Origin of the sequence: Amaricoccus sp. (genome assembly GCF_017995835.1) — a bacterium.
GTDB lineage: Bacteria > Pseudomonadota > Alphaproteobacteria > Rhodobacterales > Rhodobacteraceae > Amaricoccus.
In genome coordinates, this window is record NZ_JAGOID010000081.1 from 1 (window position 1) to 14,867 (window position 14,867).

At 74.2% G+C, this 14,867-nt stretch carries 13 protein-coding genes and 1 tRNA gene; 5 read left to right on the top strand and 9 right to left on the bottom strand.

The annotated features are described in order from the left end of the window. The 3 genes from KBA23_RS12250 to KBA23_RS12260 all read right to left on the bottom strand — a co-directional run. Window positions 1-688 (bottom strand): P1 family peptidase (locus KBA23_RS12250; protein WP_290741325.1); only part of this gene is annotated, 688 nt, incomplete at its 3' end. Between the two features lie 355 nt (window positions 689-1,043). Beyond that, on the bottom strand, window positions 1,044-1,784 hold the full coding sequence (locus tag KBA23_RS12255) for a glucose 1-dehydrogenase (RefSeq protein WP_290741327.1): 741 nt from the start codon (window positions 1,782-1,784) through the stop codon (window positions 1,044-1,046). Window positions 1,785-1,867: 83 nt separating this feature from the next. After that, entirely contained in the window at window positions 1,868-2,704 is an 837-nt protein-coding gene (locus KBA23_RS12260) for a universal stress protein (RefSeq protein ID WP_290741329.1), read from the bottom strand. 137 nt (window positions 2,705-2,841) lie between these two features. Between KBA23_RS12260 and KBA23_RS12265 the strand changes: the two genes are divergently transcribed. From KBA23_RS12265 to KBA23_RS12275, 3 genes are all read left to right on the top strand, one after another. Then, the gene (locus KBA23_RS12265; RefSeq protein ID WP_290741331.1) at window positions 2,842-3,081 is read left to right on the top strand and encodes a hypothetical protein; all 240 of its coding nucleotides are present in this window, start codon (window positions 2,842-2,844) and stop codon (window positions 3,079-3,081) included. Between the two features lie 351 nt (window positions 3,082-3,432). After that, on the top strand, window positions 3,433-3,837 hold the full coding sequence (rnk, locus tag KBA23_RS12270; protein WP_290741333.1) for a nucleoside diphosphate kinase regulator: 405 nt from the start codon (window positions 3,433-3,435) through the stop codon (window positions 3,835-3,837). 115 nt (window positions 3,838-3,952) lie between these two features. Beyond that, window positions 3,953-4,029 (top strand) — tRNA-Arg (locus KBA23_RS12275). A 27-nt stretch (window positions 4,030-4,056) separates the two neighbouring features. On the opposite strand, the gene KBA23_RS12280 is transcribed toward KBA23_RS12275, so the two are convergent. From KBA23_RS12280 to KBA23_RS12300, 5 genes are all read right to left on the bottom strand, one after another. After that, window positions 4,057-4,446, bottom strand: a complete 390-nt coding sequence (locus KBA23_RS12280) for a DUF2237 domain-containing protein (protein WP_290741335.1) — start codon at window positions 4,444-4,446, stop codon at window positions 4,057-4,059. 15 nt (window positions 4,447-4,461) lie between these two features. Beyond that, a complete protein-coding gene (locus KBA23_RS12285) occupies window positions 4,462-5,532 on the bottom strand; it encodes a lipocalin-like domain-containing protein (RefSeq protein WP_290741337.1) in 1,071 nt (356 codons plus the stop codon). Further along, window positions 5,522-7,978, bottom strand: coding sequence for an FtsX-like permease family protein (locus KBA23_RS12290; RefSeq protein WP_290741339.1), 2,457 nt, complete (start codon window positions 7,976-7,978; stop codon window positions 5,522-5,524). Before KBA23_RS12290 ends, KBA23_RS12285 begins: the two co-directional genes overlap by 11 nt. Further along, complete coding sequence (locus KBA23_RS12295) at window positions 7,975-8,622, bottom strand: ABC transporter ATP-binding protein (protein WP_290741341.1); 648 nt, start codon at window positions 8,620-8,622, stop codon at window positions 7,975-7,977. The genes KBA23_RS12290 and KBA23_RS12295 overlap by 4 nt, the downstream gene beginning before the upstream one ends. Window positions 8,623-8,713: 91 nt before the next feature. Then, complete coding sequence (locus KBA23_RS12300; RefSeq protein ID WP_290741343.1) at window positions 8,714-10,171, bottom strand: alpha/beta hydrolase; 1,458 nt, start codon at window positions 10,169-10,171, stop codon at window positions 8,714-8,716. Window positions 10,172-10,377: 206 nt separating this feature from the next. Between KBA23_RS12300 and KBA23_RS12305 the strand changes: the two genes are divergently transcribed. Then, on the top strand, window positions 10,378-11,268 hold the full coding sequence (locus KBA23_RS12305; RefSeq protein WP_290741345.1) for an alpha/beta fold hydrolase: 891 nt from the start codon (window positions 10,378-10,380) through the stop codon (window positions 11,266-11,268). A gap of 116 nt (window positions 11,269-11,384) precedes the next feature. Here the strand turns inward: KBA23_RS12305 and KBA23_RS12310 are convergent, their stop codons facing one another. Continuing rightward, window positions 11,385-11,906, bottom strand: coding sequence for a YdcF family protein (locus KBA23_RS12310; protein WP_290741346.1), 522 nt, complete (start codon window positions 11,904-11,906; stop codon window positions 11,385-11,387). Between the two features lie 72 nt (window positions 11,907-11,978). Between KBA23_RS12310 and KBA23_RS12315 the strand changes: the two genes are divergently transcribed. Then, a partial coding sequence (locus KBA23_RS12315; RefSeq protein ID WP_290741348.1) for a pentapeptide repeat-containing protein occupies window positions 11,979-14,867 on the top strand: 2,889 nt, incomplete at its 3' end.

Here is a 14,867-nt window from a genome sequence, read left to right on the forward strand (position 1 = left end):
GCGCCTCCGGCCCGGGCTTCATCGGCGGCATTGCCGGCCCCACGCGCCGGCCCGCCGGCCCGAGCCCGCCGAACTCGTCGCCGATCTCGAACGCGCCAGCCCAGAACTCCCGCCCGCCCGGCACGACCGCGTCGCCAATGGCGTTGACGGCGACGAGCGCGCCCACCGTCTCCCCGCTCGCCAGGACCAGCGAGGCCGACCCGAGCCCGCCCTTGACGCTCGCGGTCAGCGCCCCGGTCCCCGCGCCCGCAGACCCGAGCGCGAAATCCTCCGCCGCCGCCGCCAGCGCCGCGACCCCGAGCCCGCGATAGGGATTGACCGCCCAGCCCTTGTCGCCGCCGTTGGCGAGATCGAAGAGGATCGCCGCCGGCACGATCGGCACCCGATGTGCGCCGGCGGGATACCCGCGCCCCGCCGCCGCCAGCGCATCGGCCACCCCCGACGCCGCGTCGAGCCCGAAGGCCGAGCCGCCGGCGAGCACGATCGCGTCGACCGCCTCGACCAACCGACCGGGCGCCAGCAGGTCGGTCTCCCGCGTCCCCGGCGCGCCGCCCATGACATGCACCGCCGCGGTGAACGGCCGCGCCGCCGTCAGCACCGTGACCCCCGACTTCAGCCGCGCCCCGGCAGCGTTCCCCACCCGCAGCGGCGCGACGTCGGTGATCAGGTTGCGCGGGCCCGGAATCATCGACGCGACCATCGGCTCATGCCAACGGCCCGGGCGCCTGACCGGCGCCGAAGCCTTCCCGAATCCCTAAAAGTGGCAAGCCTGATTCCAGCCGGCTTCCAGTCACATTCCAGCCAGATAAAACCACGCCTTTTCAGTTCCTTGCCTCGCTCCACCCAAGCCGGCGTTCTTTGAGCCGTTTCACCCGGGACCATGGCTCAGGGATGAAGGTCGTTGGTATCATACCGGCGGGCTCATGACGACTCGCGGACCTTTCTGGCCTCTAACACTTTTATCGTGTGTATTCAGGTAGTTACTATATCTATCACGCGTGTTAGCCCGTGTTGCGCCGGGTGGCCTGGTAGACTCGCCGGTATCAGATGCACCGCCCGCCGTCGACCTCGAGCGCCACGCCGGTCAGCATCGAGGCCTCGTCCGAGCACAGGAACGCCGCCGCCGCGCCGAGATCCTGCGGCGTCGAGAACCGCCCGAGCGGGATGGTCGCGAGGAACTTCGCCCGCGTCTCCGGCGTGTCCTCGCCGAGGAAGCTCTTGAGGAGCGGCGTCTCGCCCGCCACCGGGCACAGCGCGTTGACCCGCACGCCGGCGGGCGCGAGCTCGACCGCCATCGCCTTCGTCGCGGTGATGACCCAGCCCTTCGAGGCGTTGTACCACGACAGCCGCGGCCGCGGGCTCAGCCCGGCCGTCGAGGCGATGTTGAGGATCGTCCCCCTTCCCCGCGCCTTCATCTCGGGAACGACGCTCCGCGCGGTCAGGTAGATGGATCTCACGTTCACCCGCAGAACCCGGTCGAACTCGTCCTCGGCCACGTCCTCGAGCGCCTGCGGCAGGTGCGTGACCCCGGCGTTGTTGACGAGGATGTCGAGCGGCCCGAGCGCCCCCAGCGCCGCCGTGACCATGTGGTCGACCGAATCGCCGTCGGAGACGTCCGCCACCACGAACTGCGCGTCGAGTACGACCGCCATCGCCTCGACCGCCTCGGCGTTGACGTCGGCGATCATCACCCGCGCGCCCTCGGCCCGGAAGGCCCGCGCGATCCCGGCGCCGAAACCCGAGGCCCCTCCCGTCACCAGGGCGGTCTTGCCCTCCAGCCGCACGAACGTCTCCCGATCCACGCGCCCGGCGAGATTGCGAGCCGCCGGGCGCCGATGCACGGCCCGGTCGGCGGCCGGGCCAGCCGTCAATGCGCCATCAGGACCGGCACGTCCGTCTGGCGGATCGTGCTCGTCGTCGTGCCGCCGAAGATGCGCTGGCGCAGCCGCGAATGGCCGAATCCGCCCATCACGATCAGATCGGCGCCGAGATCGACGGCGACGCGCTGCAAAAGCTCCGCGACGTCCTTGCCCTCCTTGGGCAGCCGCCGCACGTCGATGTTGATGCCGTGCCGCGCGAGATACGCCCCGAGATCGGCGCCCGGCTCCGGTCCGTGCCCCTCGAAGGACGGCACCGGATCGATCAGGACGGCGTAGACCGCCTCGGCCTCGCGCATCAGCCCGATGGCGTCGAGCACCGCCTTCGACGCCTCGACGCTCGCATCCCAGGCGATCATGATCCGCTTCGCCGTCGGGAAGGCCGTCTCGCCCCGCGGCAGCAGCAGCACGGGCCGGCCCGATTCGAACAACGCCCCGTTGATCACCCAGCTCTGCGCCAGCTCGACGTCGTCCCGTTCCGGCGTGATCAGGGTCAGATCGGCATAGCGCGCGAACCGCGCCACGAGCGTCGCGATCGTGCCCCGGTCGACATACTGCGACTGCATCGAGAACGACAGATCCCGCCCGGCGAGACGGGCCTCGATCGCTTCCGCCCGCTTGCGCGCCAGATCCTGCCCGTCGCGGATCTCGTTCGCCCAGATGTCGTTCGACACCACCCCGTAGGGCGACGAAGGCGGCGGCGGCGCGACGCCGAGCACGAGCACGCTCAGATGCGCCCCGAGCCCCTCCGCGATGCGCACCGCGCGATCTATCTCGGCGTCGTCCTGCTCGACGCCGACGACGAGAAGGATGGTCCTGAAGTCCATGGCTGATCTCCCTCCCGGCCACGCACGTCCGGGTTAGCGCGGGAACCGGCGCGCGGCAATGCGATACGTCAATGTCCTTTCGCCCACGAGGGTGCTAGGCTCGGGATCCCTGCGGGGGCCAGGAAGGAGAACCGACGATGGCGTTCGAGGCGCTGAAGGTGCAGATCGCGATGCTCCTCGACGAGATCGAGCGCCAACCCGACGATCCGCACGAGCTCCAGGAAAGCCTGCGCGAGAAGCTCTCGGAGATGCGCACGCTCGGCCTGCCGCTTCCCGAAGATCTGGTGGAGCTCGAGGCCGCGCTCGAGGAAGGGCTCGAGCTGCCGCCCCGCCGTCGCCGCGGAAGCGCCGGCGCGACCGGGGCCGAGGAGGCCTGAGACGCCGGTCGGGCTCGACCCTGCCCGTCCTCGACCGGGACGGCACGCCCCCGCGCGCCGGATCGCCGCGGCCGGACATGAGTTTGACAGCCCGCGCCCCGCGCGATAGCTAGGAAGCGCCATGATTGCACGCCATTGTTTCCTGTTCGGTGGAGCACGCCTCCTGAACCGCTCGCTGCCCCGAGCGGGGTAGGCGCGCGCGCCGATCGCGTCGCTCGGGGCTTCGGTTCCCGCCCGGAATACCTCGCGGCGCCTGGGCGCCTGAATGACCTCAATGTCCGACTTCGGCCGCAGCCCCCCGCGGAGGGGGGCTCACAGCGGCAAGCCATCATCACGATCAGGAGGCAGGAAATGCCGATCAACACCGCGCCGAACGCACCCGGCGCCCCGGAAATCATCCTGGAGACCACGCAGGCCGACCGCATCGGCGCAGCGGCCGAAGCGGCCCTGCGCCGGTTCCCGGAACTGGCGGGCCGGCTTCTCGACGAGATCGCACGGGCGAGGGTGGTCCCGCAGGGCGAGCTGCCTGCGGACGTCGTCGGTCTCGGCAAGGAGATCGTCTACCGCGACGAGGTCACCGGGCGGGAGACCATCGTCGAACTCGTGATGCCGCCGGAGGCGGACATCGACCGCAACCGCGTGTCGGTCCTCACCCCGATCGGGGTCGCCCTGATCGGCCTGCGCGCCGGCGCCTCCTTCACCTGGGAGACCCGCAACGGCGAGACCCGCCGGCTGACCGTGACGCGCGTGGGCTAGGCCCGGGCCTGTCCCCCCGGTCGCCGGCCAGCGCGACTCCCGGACACAGGGTTGCAGCCCGCGAGCCCATGCGACACGATCGCCCCCGCGGCGGGCGACTCGCCCCGCCGTCCGCGGCCCCGTAGCTCAACCGGATAGAGCGTCTGCCTTCTAAGCAGAATGTTGCGTGTTCGAGTCACGCCGGGGTCGCCACCCACCGCCGCGCCGCAAGCCCGGTCGTCAGGCGTCCGCCCGGCCCGGCAGCGCGTGCGTCTTCAGCGCCTCGAGGCTCACCACCTCCAGCGCCGCGACATGGGTCGAGGCGAGCGCCACCCGCGGGGCCGCCCCGGCCAGCCACGCCTCCTGCCAGCGCGCCGCGCACAGGCACCAACGGTCGCCCGGCCGCAGGCCCGCAAAGCCGAACTCCGGCCGCGGCGTCGACAGGTCGTTGCCCCGCGCCCGCGAAAAGGCGAGGAACTCCGCCGTCACCCGCACGCAGACCGTGTGGCTCCCCCGGTCCTCCGGCCCGGTGTTGCAGCAGCCGTCGCGAAAGAACCCGGTCATCGGATCGAACGCGCAGGGCTTCAGCCGCTCGCCCAGCACGTTCAGGCTCTCGTCCATCGTGGCCATGCGCGCCCTCCCGGCTCAGTATCCCACCAGCTCCAGATAGCCGCGGCCGGGGTGGGAGCCGGTCACGCGGATCGGGCCCTCCCAGTACGGGAAGTCCCCGCCCATCCAGCTTTGCGCGTTCACCGCCGCCGTGTCCACGGCCAGCCCGATCCCCGGCGCCTCCAGCCGCCAGCCGACCGGCAGGCGGCGCCCCGCCACCTCCGCCCAGGCGGTCGGCTCCATCACGATCTCGCCCGCCCCGAGCGCCCGCGCCGTCCCGTCAGCCTCGATCCAGGTCCCGAACGCATGGCTCGGCCCGACCCGCTCGCGCAGCCGGTAGGCCATCAGCCGCCGCCCGTCGTCGAGATGCAGCGAGAACCAGTCCCAGCCCTGCTGGTCCGGGCTCATCTGCTGGCTCGACCATTCCCGGTCGATCCAGCCCGTGCCCGTCACCGCCACCGCCTCGCCCCCGAGCGAGACCGTGCCCGCGAGCCGCAGGAACGGCTGGCTGTAGTAGTACGACGCCTGCCCCGCCGCCGCCTTCAGGCTGAACCCCGCCTCGCCGTGGCGCACCAGCGGCCCGGTCGCGGCCCCCTCCAGCGCGAAGCCGAAATCCGGCCCCGAGGCCGTCACCCGCACCGCCGCCATCCCGTCCGCGCCCGGCCCCGCCCGGCTCTCCAGCGCCCAGTCGTCGATCCAGGCCGCGAACGGCGCCGCCCGCGCCCCGGCCTGACCCACGCCGCCCCGGGCGTAGCGCGTCGCGTGGGCGTGCCGCGCCGCCGAGGTCACCGCCGCATGCCCGATCCAGATCTGGCCGCTCGCCCAGCCCGCCTCCTCCGGCCCGGGCCGGGCCGCCACCCGGAACAGCGTCCACTGAACCCCGTAGGCAGCCCCGTCCTCGCCGGTCAGCGCCGCGGTCAGGTACCACCACTCGATGCGGAACTCCGGATGCGGCCCGTGGTCGCGCGGAAACCGCAGGTCCGCCGGCCGGGTCACCGCCGCGAACCCCTCGCCCGCCTCCGCCCCGAGCCCGGCATAGCCCTGCGCCCGGCCAAGGGCCGGCATGACCAGCAGAACCAGCAGCGCCGCCAGAACCCTAACGCTCATTGCTGAAGCTCCGCATCAGATCCGCCGGCGCGATGCGCGCCAGCCGCAGCGCCGGCCACAGCGCCGCCGCGAACGCGGTCACGAGCGCCAGCCCGAACATCGCCGCCCATTGCCGGGGAAACATGAGCACCGGCAGCCGCCAGCCGAAGGCCTCGACATTGACCACCGCCGTCAGCGTCCACGCCACCGCCAGCCCGAGCGGCAGGGCCGCCACCGCCGTCAGCGCCGCGAGCCCCACCGTCTTCGCCGTCTCGAGCGCGGCGAGCCGCCGGCGCGTCAGCCCGACCGCCCAGACCGGCGCGAGCTGCGCCAGCCGCAGACCCGACAGCGTCAGCAGGCTGGTGAGCAGCGCCACCCCCGCCACGGCGAGGGTCAGCGCGTTGAGCGCCACCGTCACCGCGAAGGTCCTCTCGAAGACCCGCGTCGAGGCGGCCTTGAGCGCCGCCTGGTCGATCGCCGCCTCGGGACCGAACCCGAAGGCCGCGCGAAGGTCCGCCGCCAGCCCGGCCGCCGCCGCCGGATCGAGCCGCAGCGCGAAACGCCGCGTCTCCAGCCCCGGCCACCGCGCCGCGAGCGCCGCGCCCCCGACCATGACCTGCCCCTCCGGATTGCCGTAATCCGCGTAGATCCCGACCACCTCCAGCCGCCACGGCCCCGCGGGCGTCGGCACGTCGAGCGCGTCCCCGAGCCCCAGCCCCCCGCGCCGCCCGAACTGCTCCGAGACCAGAACCCCCTCGCCCGCCGCCACCCGGTCCCAGGCCCCCGGCGCCGAAGCGAGCAGCGGCCAGCCGTCGCGATAGGTGGCGTGGTCGGCGGCGCCGTAGATCTCGACCGGCCAGCCCGCCACGCGCGCGCCCACCCGCAGGATCGGTAGGCGCGCCACCACCTCCGGACGGCCGTCGAGCCAGCGCGCCACCGCCTCGGCCTCCGCCGGATCGCGCGCGGTGACATAGGCCTCCGCCGCCAGCCGCCGGTCGAGCCAGCCGAGAAACGTCTCGCGAAAGCTCCCCACCATCGTCCCGACGCCGACATTGACGGCGAGCGCGATCAGGAGCGCCATCAGCGCCAGCGCCAGCGGCCCGGTCTGCTGGCGCATGTCGGCCCAGACCCACTGCGCCAGCGCCCCCCGCGCCCGCCGCGCGGCAAGGGCGAGCGCCGCCGCGACCAGCGCCGGCGCCACCAGCGCCGGCGCGAGCACAACGCCGCCGAGGAGCGCCAGCCCGCCCGCGAGCCCGCCCTCGATCCCGAACGCCGCCAGCGCGGCGAGCGCCACCACGGCGCCGAGCGCCGCTTGCGCCCGGATCGTCCGGCGCCGGCCGGCGAGCCAGGCCTGCGGCTGCGCGACCGCGAGCGCCGGCAGCCGCGCCGCCCGCCACAGGCTCGCGGCCCCCGCCGCCAGCGCGCCGCCGAGGCTCATGCCGAGCCCGGCCGCCCACCATGCAGGATCGAGCCCGAGCGTCCCCGGCAGTCGCGCCCCGTAAAGGCCGCGCAGCGACGCCGCGACGTCCGGCAGCAGCGCCGCGGCGAGCGCATAGCCGCCGGCGACCCCGACCGCCCCGCCGACCAGCGCCAGCGCCATCAGCTCGCCAAGAAGAAGCAGCGACATGAGCCGCGCCGACACCCCGCAGGCGCGCAGCGTCCGCAACATCGGCTTGCGCTGCTCGAAGGCGAGCCCGATCGCGCCGTAGACGATCAGGAGCCCGACCAGGAAGCTCAGCAGGCCGAAGGCGGTCAGGTTCAGATGAAAGCTGTCGGTCAGCCGCGCGAGGTCGTCCGCCGCCTCCGGCCGCACGATCGTCAACCGCCCGGCCAGCCCCGCCGGCAAGGCGCGCCCCGCCGCCTCGGCCGGCAGCGTGAGCCGCGTCAGCTCGCCCTCCACCCCGAGCAGCCGCTCGGCGCGCGCGATGTCCACCACCAGTGTATCAGGCGGCAGTCCCCCCACCGCCGCCAGCGGCGGCAGTCCCCCCACCGCCGCCAGCGGCGGCAGCCCCGCTACCCCGGCGAGCCCGGGCAAGGTCTCCGCCGCGACGAGGCCGAGATGGGGCGGGCTCAGGAACGCCGCGACCCGCTCGCCGCCCGGCGCGACCCCGTAGCCATCCGCCTCGGCCGGCAGGGTCAGCGGCTCCACCCCGATCACCCGCAGCCCGGCGGGACCGACCGGCAGATCGCCCTCCAGCACCGGCGAGACCGGCCAGCCCGCCCGCCGCAGCGCCACGTAGTCGCCGACCGGGAACCGCCCCCCGCCCAGCGCCTCCACCCGCGCCAGCCGGTCGGCCCCGAGCAGCGCCGCGGCCCGCGCGTAGCTCTCGCGCGCCTCGGCGTTCAGCGCCTGCACCCCGGCCCAGAGCGCGGTGGCGAGCGCCAGTCCGACCAGCAGCGTCGCCAGCTCGACCGGATGCCGCCGCCAGTGCGAGACGAGCGCGCCGAGAACGACCGCGGCCCTCACCCCAGCCGCCCGGCGCGCAGGTGCACGCGCGCATCCAGAAGCCCCGCCAGCCGCTCGGAATGGGTGACGAGCAAGAGCGCCGCCCCGGTCGCGCGCACGAGGTCGAGAAAGAGCGCCAGCACGGCGTCGCCGGTCGGCTCGTCGAGGTTGCCCGTCGGTTCGTCGGCGAGGATGAGCCGCGGCCGGCCCGCCAGCGCCCGCCCGATCGCGACCCGCTGCTGCTGCCCGCCCGACAGCGCCTCCGGATAGCGCCGCTCCAGCCCGGCGAGCCCCAGCCGCGCCGTCAGCTCCGACTGCCAGCCCGGATCGAACCGGCCCGCCAGCCGCGCCTGGAACGCGAGGTTCGCGCCGACGTCGAGGCTCGGGATCAGGTTGAACTGCTGGAAGACCAGCCCGATCGCGTCGCGCCGCAGCGCCGCCCGCGCCGCGTCCGAGGCCCCGTCCACCCGCCGGCCGTCCACCTCGATCTCGCCCGCATCCGGTGCGTCGAGCCCGGCGGCGAGATGCAGCAGCGTCGACTTGCCGCTGCCGCTCTCGCCGGTCAGCGCCAGCGTCCGCCCGGCGGCGAGATCCAGCGAGACCCCGGCGAGCGCGGGACGCTCCGCGCCGGGATAGGTCTTGCTGACGGAGCGAAGCACGAGCATCCGGCCAGCCTAGGCCCTCCCCGCCCGGGGCGAAAGGCCCCCGGACGGTCAGGCTAAGTCATTGATCCGGATAAGCCTCGGCGGGGCGGCCTCACCTCGCGTCGGCCTCGATCGCCGCGGCGATGCGCGCTTCCATCTGCTCGTAGAAGGGGTTGGCGTAGAGCCGCTGGAAGGTCGCCGGCCCGACGGAGACGACGCCCGCCTCTCCCCTCCCCGCCAGCACGCCGATGCGGATGCCGAAATCGTCCGCCGGATCCGGCGCGAATCCATAGAGCCCGTCGTCGGGCGGGAACGGCAGCGCCACGTGCGACAACGAGAAGATGTCGCGCGGATACTCGACCCCGAGCGGCTCGCGCGCCGCCTCCGTCGCGCCCGCCTCCACGATCTCGGCCACGGCCTGCGGGTCGCCCGGCCCCGCCGCGGCGATCACGCTCGAGCGCCAGTTGCGCGGCGGCTCCGGCAGCAGGCTTGCGGCCGCGACGCTCGCGGACGCCGAGAACAGCGGCGCGAGCACTGCCGCGCGGTTCACGTCGACGAGGACGAGCTCGCTGCCGTTCTCCGGCAGGCGCTGGAACAGCTCGCGCTCGACCGCGGCCGCAACCACCGTCGCATCGATGGCCGACTGGAAGGCGAGCACCGGCGGCATCCCGGCGATCGTCCCGTCGCGCCGCGCCGTCTCCAGATCGCCCTGGAGCGCCCGCGTCAGCCGGTGCGACTGCACCGCAGCCTGAACCGGGAAGGAGTTGTACTTGAACGGATTGAACTCCGGGATCAGGTCGAGCCAGGCCGCCCGCACGAATCCCGGCAGAACCGCCGGCAGGCCGGCGACCCCGGCGAAGGCCGCGAACCGGGTCAGCCCGATCATCGGCGAGAACAGCACCACCCGGTCGGGCCGCGGCAGGTCCGGGTCGCGCAGCGCCTCGAGCGTGTATTTCGTCACCAGCGCGCCGCCGTTCGAATAGCCGACGACATGGAGCGGCGCCTCCGCCCCCGCCCGCGCCGCCGCCTCGCGCGCGGCGAGCCGCACCGTCGCCATCCATTCCGGCCAAACCGCCGCCTCCAGCCCGCCCGGCGTCGTCCCGTGCCCCGGCATCCGCGGCGCGACGACGACGAAACCGTGGTCGCGGTAGAGCTCGGCCAGATGCCGCAGGCTGAACGGCGCATCCGTCAGGCCGTGCGCCAGCACCACCGCGCCGCGCGGCGCGCCCTCCGGCTCCAGCGTGAAGCTCCGGTTCCAGTCGACGGCAAAGCCCGGCGGATAGAGCGGGCTCTCGGGATTGTAGCGGTTCTCCGGGGTCCGGTACTCCGGCGCGAGCCCCTCCGACATGGCGCGAACCTCGGCAAAGACCGCATCCTCGCGCGCGAGCCAGCCCGCCCAGTCCATCGCGGCGATCTCCTCCGCGCTCGCCTCCGACGGCGCGAGCCGGTGCCATGGCGCAAGGTCGGGGTCGAGCACCGCCTGAACCGCCCGCACCACCACGATCGCCGCCAGGACCAGCAGGACGACGGCCCCCGCGAGACGGGCCAGCCTCGCCATCCCCCTGACCATCGTCGCCTCCGGAGCTCCCCAGCGCCGCCACAGACCCGCGCCGCGGCCGGGATGTCAAGCCCGCGCCCGCGCCTGCCGGCGCCCGGCCCCGGTCGCCGCAACGTGACCGAAGCAGGCTTCCCCGCCTGTATACCGAGCGCACGCAACGGCGTAGACAGCGGCCTGCGATTGCGCCAGCGTGTCGCCGGGAGCAGCAAGAGGGTCGCATGGGGGCGAGGCTACGCGCGACGGTTCTCGCGGCGGCGTTGGCGTCGCTCGGCGGGATGGCCGCGGGCGACGAGCGCCGCGTGGAGATCGACGTCGCCGGCGGCCCGCTCGTCGGCACGCTGGAAACCCCCGCCGACCTGTCCGGGCCCTTTCCCACCGTCCTGCTGCTGCCGGGCTTCGGCGGCACGCGCGACGAACTCGCGGTCGCCGGCGCCGACGAGGGCGTGCTGTCGCGCACCGCGCGGCGCCTCGCCGAAGGCGGCGTGGCGAGCCTCAGGATCGACTTCCGCGGCTCGGGCGAGAGCGGCGGCGACTGGCGCGACACCACCTTCTCGGGCCAGATCGCCGACGCGACGGCGGCCTACGACTGGCTGCGCACGCACTCCCAGAACGGCGACGGCCGCATCGCGCTCCTCGGATGGTCGCAGGGCGGCCTCGTCGCCGCCCACGTGGCGGCCGCGCGGCCCGACAGCGCCGCCCTCGTGCTCTGGGCCCCGACGCAGAACCCGCTCTGGAACTTCTCCGGCTTCTTCGGGGTCGAGACGACGATGGCCGCGCTCGCCGCGCCGCCGGACCAGGAGATCACCGCCACGCTTCCCTCCGGCGAGGAAACCGTGCTCCGCGCCAAGTTCTGGCAGGAATTCGCGACGACCAACCCGGTCGCCGCGACGGCACGCTATCCCGGTCCGCTCCTCGTCATCGTCGGCGCGCGCGACGAGGTGGTCACCCCCCAGCCCGCCTCCGGCGAGGTCTTCCTGCGCTACCACGAGGGCGAGGAGGCGCTGGTCGTGCTCGACACCGACCACGCCTTCGGCGTCGCCACCGGACCGGAGACGCTCGATGGCATGATCGAGCAGAGCCTCGCCTGGATCCAGGACGCGGCGCGCTGACGCCGCCGCCCCCCGGGCCGCGCTCGACACCCTCCCGGCCGCGCGCAACCCCCCGGCCGCGCGCAACCCCCCGGCCGCTCGCAACAACCTCCGCCGCCTCAACCCCCCGGCCGCGCTCAACCCCCGTCGCGCTCCCCCCCGCCCAGCCGCCAGGCGATGGCGCGCGCCACGCACCAGGGCAGCGCCGCCGCCTCGCGCAGCAGCGCCCGCGCCCGGCGCAGCGGCCGGCCGTTCGGCCCCCAGGGCGGCCCCGAGCCGGTCGCCTCCATCCCGAGCAGGCGAAAGGTCAGGAGCGCCCGCGGCAGGTGGTGACGGTCGCTGACGACGAGCGCCCGCCGCACCCCCCGCGCCCGCAGGAGCGCCACGGCGAAGCGCACGTTCTCGAAGGTGTCGCCCGAGCGGTCCTCGACGAGAATCGCCGCTGCCGGCACGCCCGAGGCCCGCAGCGCCCGCGCGATCACCGCCGCCTCGCTCACCCGCGCCCCCGCCGGCCCGCCCGAGGCCACCACGAAGGCCGCCGGCGCCGCCGCCCAGACCCGCCGCGCATGCCGGATGCGCCGCACGAGCGCCGGCCCCGGCGCGCCGTTCGGCCGCACCTTCGCCCCCAGCACCACCAACGCCTCCGCCCCGTCCGACATCTCCCCCTCGCCCGGCTTGACGCATAAGGCCCGCCCCGGTCAGGCTTCGTCAACCGCCCGAGGGGATCCGCGATGACCGTCCGCTTCCGCCGCCCGAAGACCGGCCTCGACTGGCGCAAGCTCGCCACCGGCCTCCTGCCCGCCGCCCCGGCCACGGCGAGCTACGTCGCCGCCCTTCTCACCCCCGCGGCCCCGCTGGCGATCGGCGCGGCGGCGGTCGGCGCGGTCGTCGCGCTGGAGAAGGCGATCCGCGACGCCACCGAAGCCGCCACGCCCGAGCGCACCATCGACGAGCGCGCCTGGATCTGGCTCCGCGTCTCGCTCGCCGCCGCCGTCTTCGACCTCCTCGGCAGCCGCGACCTCGCCGCCGCGCTCGACACCGCCGAGCGCAAGGACGCCGTGCGCGACTTCCTCGCCGACGCCCTCGCCCTCGACGGAACCGAGGAACTCGACGCCGCCATCCTGACCAATCCGGCCGCCGCGCGGTTCCTCGCGCCCTTGCGCGACCGCCTGCCGGCCCTCGCCCGCGCGGTCGCCCCCGAACACCGGCTGCCCGACGACCGCATCCGGTTCGACTTCGACCGCTGCCTCCGCGCCGCCTCGGCCCGCGTCTATGCCCTCGACACCGCCTATTACGCGCCGCTGGCCGACGCCGTGACCGGCCCCTTCGCCGAAGGCCTCCGCCGCGACCTCGCCTGGACCCGGCACGAGGACTGGATCCGCGGCCTCTTTCACCGCGAACAGATCTTGTCCCTCGACGAGACCGCGCCCATCCCGCTATCCGCCGTCTACCACTCCTTGCGCTGCTTCTGGCACGAGGAGACCGGCCCCCACCCCGACCCCGAAGCCCCCTCCGGCCACGACCGCGCGCCCCGCCCGCGCGTCGCCCACATCGCCGACCTGCACGCGACGCTCCACGCCTGGCTGAACGACGCCGGCCGCGACGACCGCATCCGCGTCGTCGCCGGCGGCCCGGGCAGCGGCAAGTCCTCGTTCTCCCGCGCCTTCGCCGTCGAGGCGATCGACGCCGGCGACCGCCGCGTGATCTACATCCGCCTCCAGCACATGCCCCTCGGCGCCGACCTCCACCCGCTGATCGGCTCCTACCTGCGCGGCCGCTGGCACGCCACGGCCGCCAACGGCGGCGAGGGCTTCCCCGAAAACCCCCTCGACTGGCGCGCGCAGGACACCCTCCCCACCCTCCTCGTCTTCGACGGCCTCGACGAACTCAGCCACGACGACGACACCGCCCGCGACCTCACCCGCAAGTTCATCCGCAACGTCCACGCCTTCCTCTCCCGCCTCGGCGGCCCCCCGGTCCACGCCCTGATCCTCGGCCGCCCCGCCGCCTGCCAGGACGCCCTCGCCGAAGCCGAGCTCGACCCCCGCTGCCTGATCCACGTCGCGCCGCTGACGCCCCTCACTGAGGAAGGCAAGGCGAGCGACGTTCTGGGACGGGTTGAATCGGTCGACGATCCCTCCGCGCTCGGCGAGCGCGACGAGCGGCCCGATTTCTGGAAACGCTCGGCATCCTCTCGCGGCGTCCCGGCCGATCCGACGCCCGAGGCCGTCACCGCGCCCGCGCTGCTCGGCCTGAACGCCGAGCCCCTGCTCCTGCACCTGCTCGTTGTCTCGGGCTACACGGACGAGAACTGGCAGGCCGCCGCCGACAACCGCAACCGCGTCTACGAGGCGATCTTCCGGCGCATCTTCGAGCGCAACAAGGCCAAGGACCATCCCGCGACCCGCAACCTCGCCGAAGCGGACTTCTTCACCCTCCTCGAAAGCCTCGGCCTCGCCGCCTGGCGCGGCAACGGCCGAACCGGGTCGGAGCAAGACTTCGCGACCCTCCGCAACCTCCACGCCACCGGCGCGCAGCGCCAGCGCTTCGAAAGTCTCGAAGCCGCGCAACTGCGCAACGTCGCCGTGCAGTTCCACGCCCGCCGCGACCTCGACGCCGGCGGCTTCGAGTTCATCCACAAGAGCTTCGGCGAATACCTCGCCGCGCGCGGGCTCCTCTCCGCCGGCCGCCGCGCCGCGCGGCGGATGACCGACGCCGAAGAGCCGGTCTCCCCGGCGCAGGCCGCCGAGGACTGGACGGGCCTGATCGGACCGGCCGAGCTGAGCGAGGAAATCCTCCGCTTCCTGATCGACGAGGCCCGCCTCGTCGAAACGCCGGAGGCGCTGCCGCCCCTGACCAAGCTCTTCCAGTGGACGCTCGCCCACGGCATGCCGGCGCACAAGGCCGATCCCGGCGCCGACTGGCGCCGCCTGGAGACCATGCAGCGCTGCGCCGAATCCGCCCTCCTCGCGGTCCTGAACGCCCTGCTCCGGGTGGAACGATCCGCGCCGGCCGCCGAGGATCGCCCGGCGATCGCCTGCCACTGGCCCGACGAGCGCGCTGCCTTCGATTTCCTGAACCGCATCGCAGGTTTGTTGCTGCGTCCTGCTCGGCTGGCGCTCGGGTGGCTCGACCTGCGCAAGGCGCAACTGCGTGGGGCGTGCCTAGTCGAGGCGTATCTGAGCGGGGCGGACTTGGGCGGGGCGAACCTGCGCCGGGCGGACCTGCGTAAGGCGGACCTGCGTGGGGCGAATCTGATCGAGGCGGACCTGAGCTTGGCGGACCTGAGCCGGGCGTCCCTGCGCCGGGCGGATCTGCGCCGGGCGAACCTGAGCGTGGCGGTCGTGAACTGGGCGGACCTGAGTGGCGCGTTCCTGCGCCGGGCGGACCTGAGGGGGGCGTCCCTGCGCCGGGCGGACCTGCGTGGGGCGAACCTGATCGAGGCGGACCTGCGTACGGCGTTCCTGTTCGGGGCGGACCTGAGCCGGGCGGACCTGCATGGGGCGCACCTGGGTGGGGCGAACCTTACGCTCGTCGGACTGGCGGCAGCATCCCTCAGGTTCGCTGATCTCAGACATGCGACCGTCCGCTCTCCCGTGTCCGTCCAATTGGCCTTCGGT

What these genes read in the sequence shown, in the direction of transcription:
- KBA23_RS12260 (WP_290741329.1), bottom strand. Translation starts at nt 2,704, where the DNA reads ATGGACTTCAGGACCATCCTTCTCGTCGTCGGCGTCGAGCAGGACGAC.
- KBA23_RS12265 (WP_290741331.1), top strand. Translation starts at nt 2,842, where the DNA reads ATGGCGTTCGAGGCGCTGAAGGTGCAGATCGCGATGCTCCTCGACGAG.
- rnk (WP_290741333.1), top strand. Translation starts at nt 3,433, where the DNA reads ATGCCGATCAACACCGCGCCGAACGCACCCGGCGCCCCGGAAATCATC.
- KBA23_RS12280 (WP_290741335.1), bottom strand. Translation starts at nt 4,446, where the DNA reads ATGGCCACGATGGACGAGAGCCTGAACGTGCTGGGCGAGCGGCTGAAG.
- KBA23_RS12285 (WP_290741337.1), bottom strand. Translation starts at nt 5,532, where the DNA reads ATGAGCGTTAGGGTTCTGGCGGCGCTGCTGGTTCTGCTGGTCATGCCG.
- KBA23_RS12295 (WP_290741341.1), bottom strand. Translation starts at nt 8,622, where the DNA reads ATGCTCGTGCTTCGCTCCGTCAGCAAGACCTATCCCGGCGCGGAGCGT.
- KBA23_RS12300 (WP_290741343.1), bottom strand. Translation starts at nt 10,171, where the DNA reads ATGGTCAGGGGGATGGCGAGGCTGGCCCGTCTCGCGGGGGCCGTCGTC.
- KBA23_RS12305 (WP_290741345.1), top strand. Translation starts at nt 10,378, where the DNA reads ATGGGGGCGAGGCTACGCGCGACGGTTCTCGCGGCGGCGTTGGCGTCG.
- KBA23_RS12310 (WP_290741346.1), bottom strand. Translation starts at nt 11,906, where the DNA reads ATGTCGGACGGGGCGGAGGCGTTGGTGGTGCTGGGGGCGAAGGTGCGG.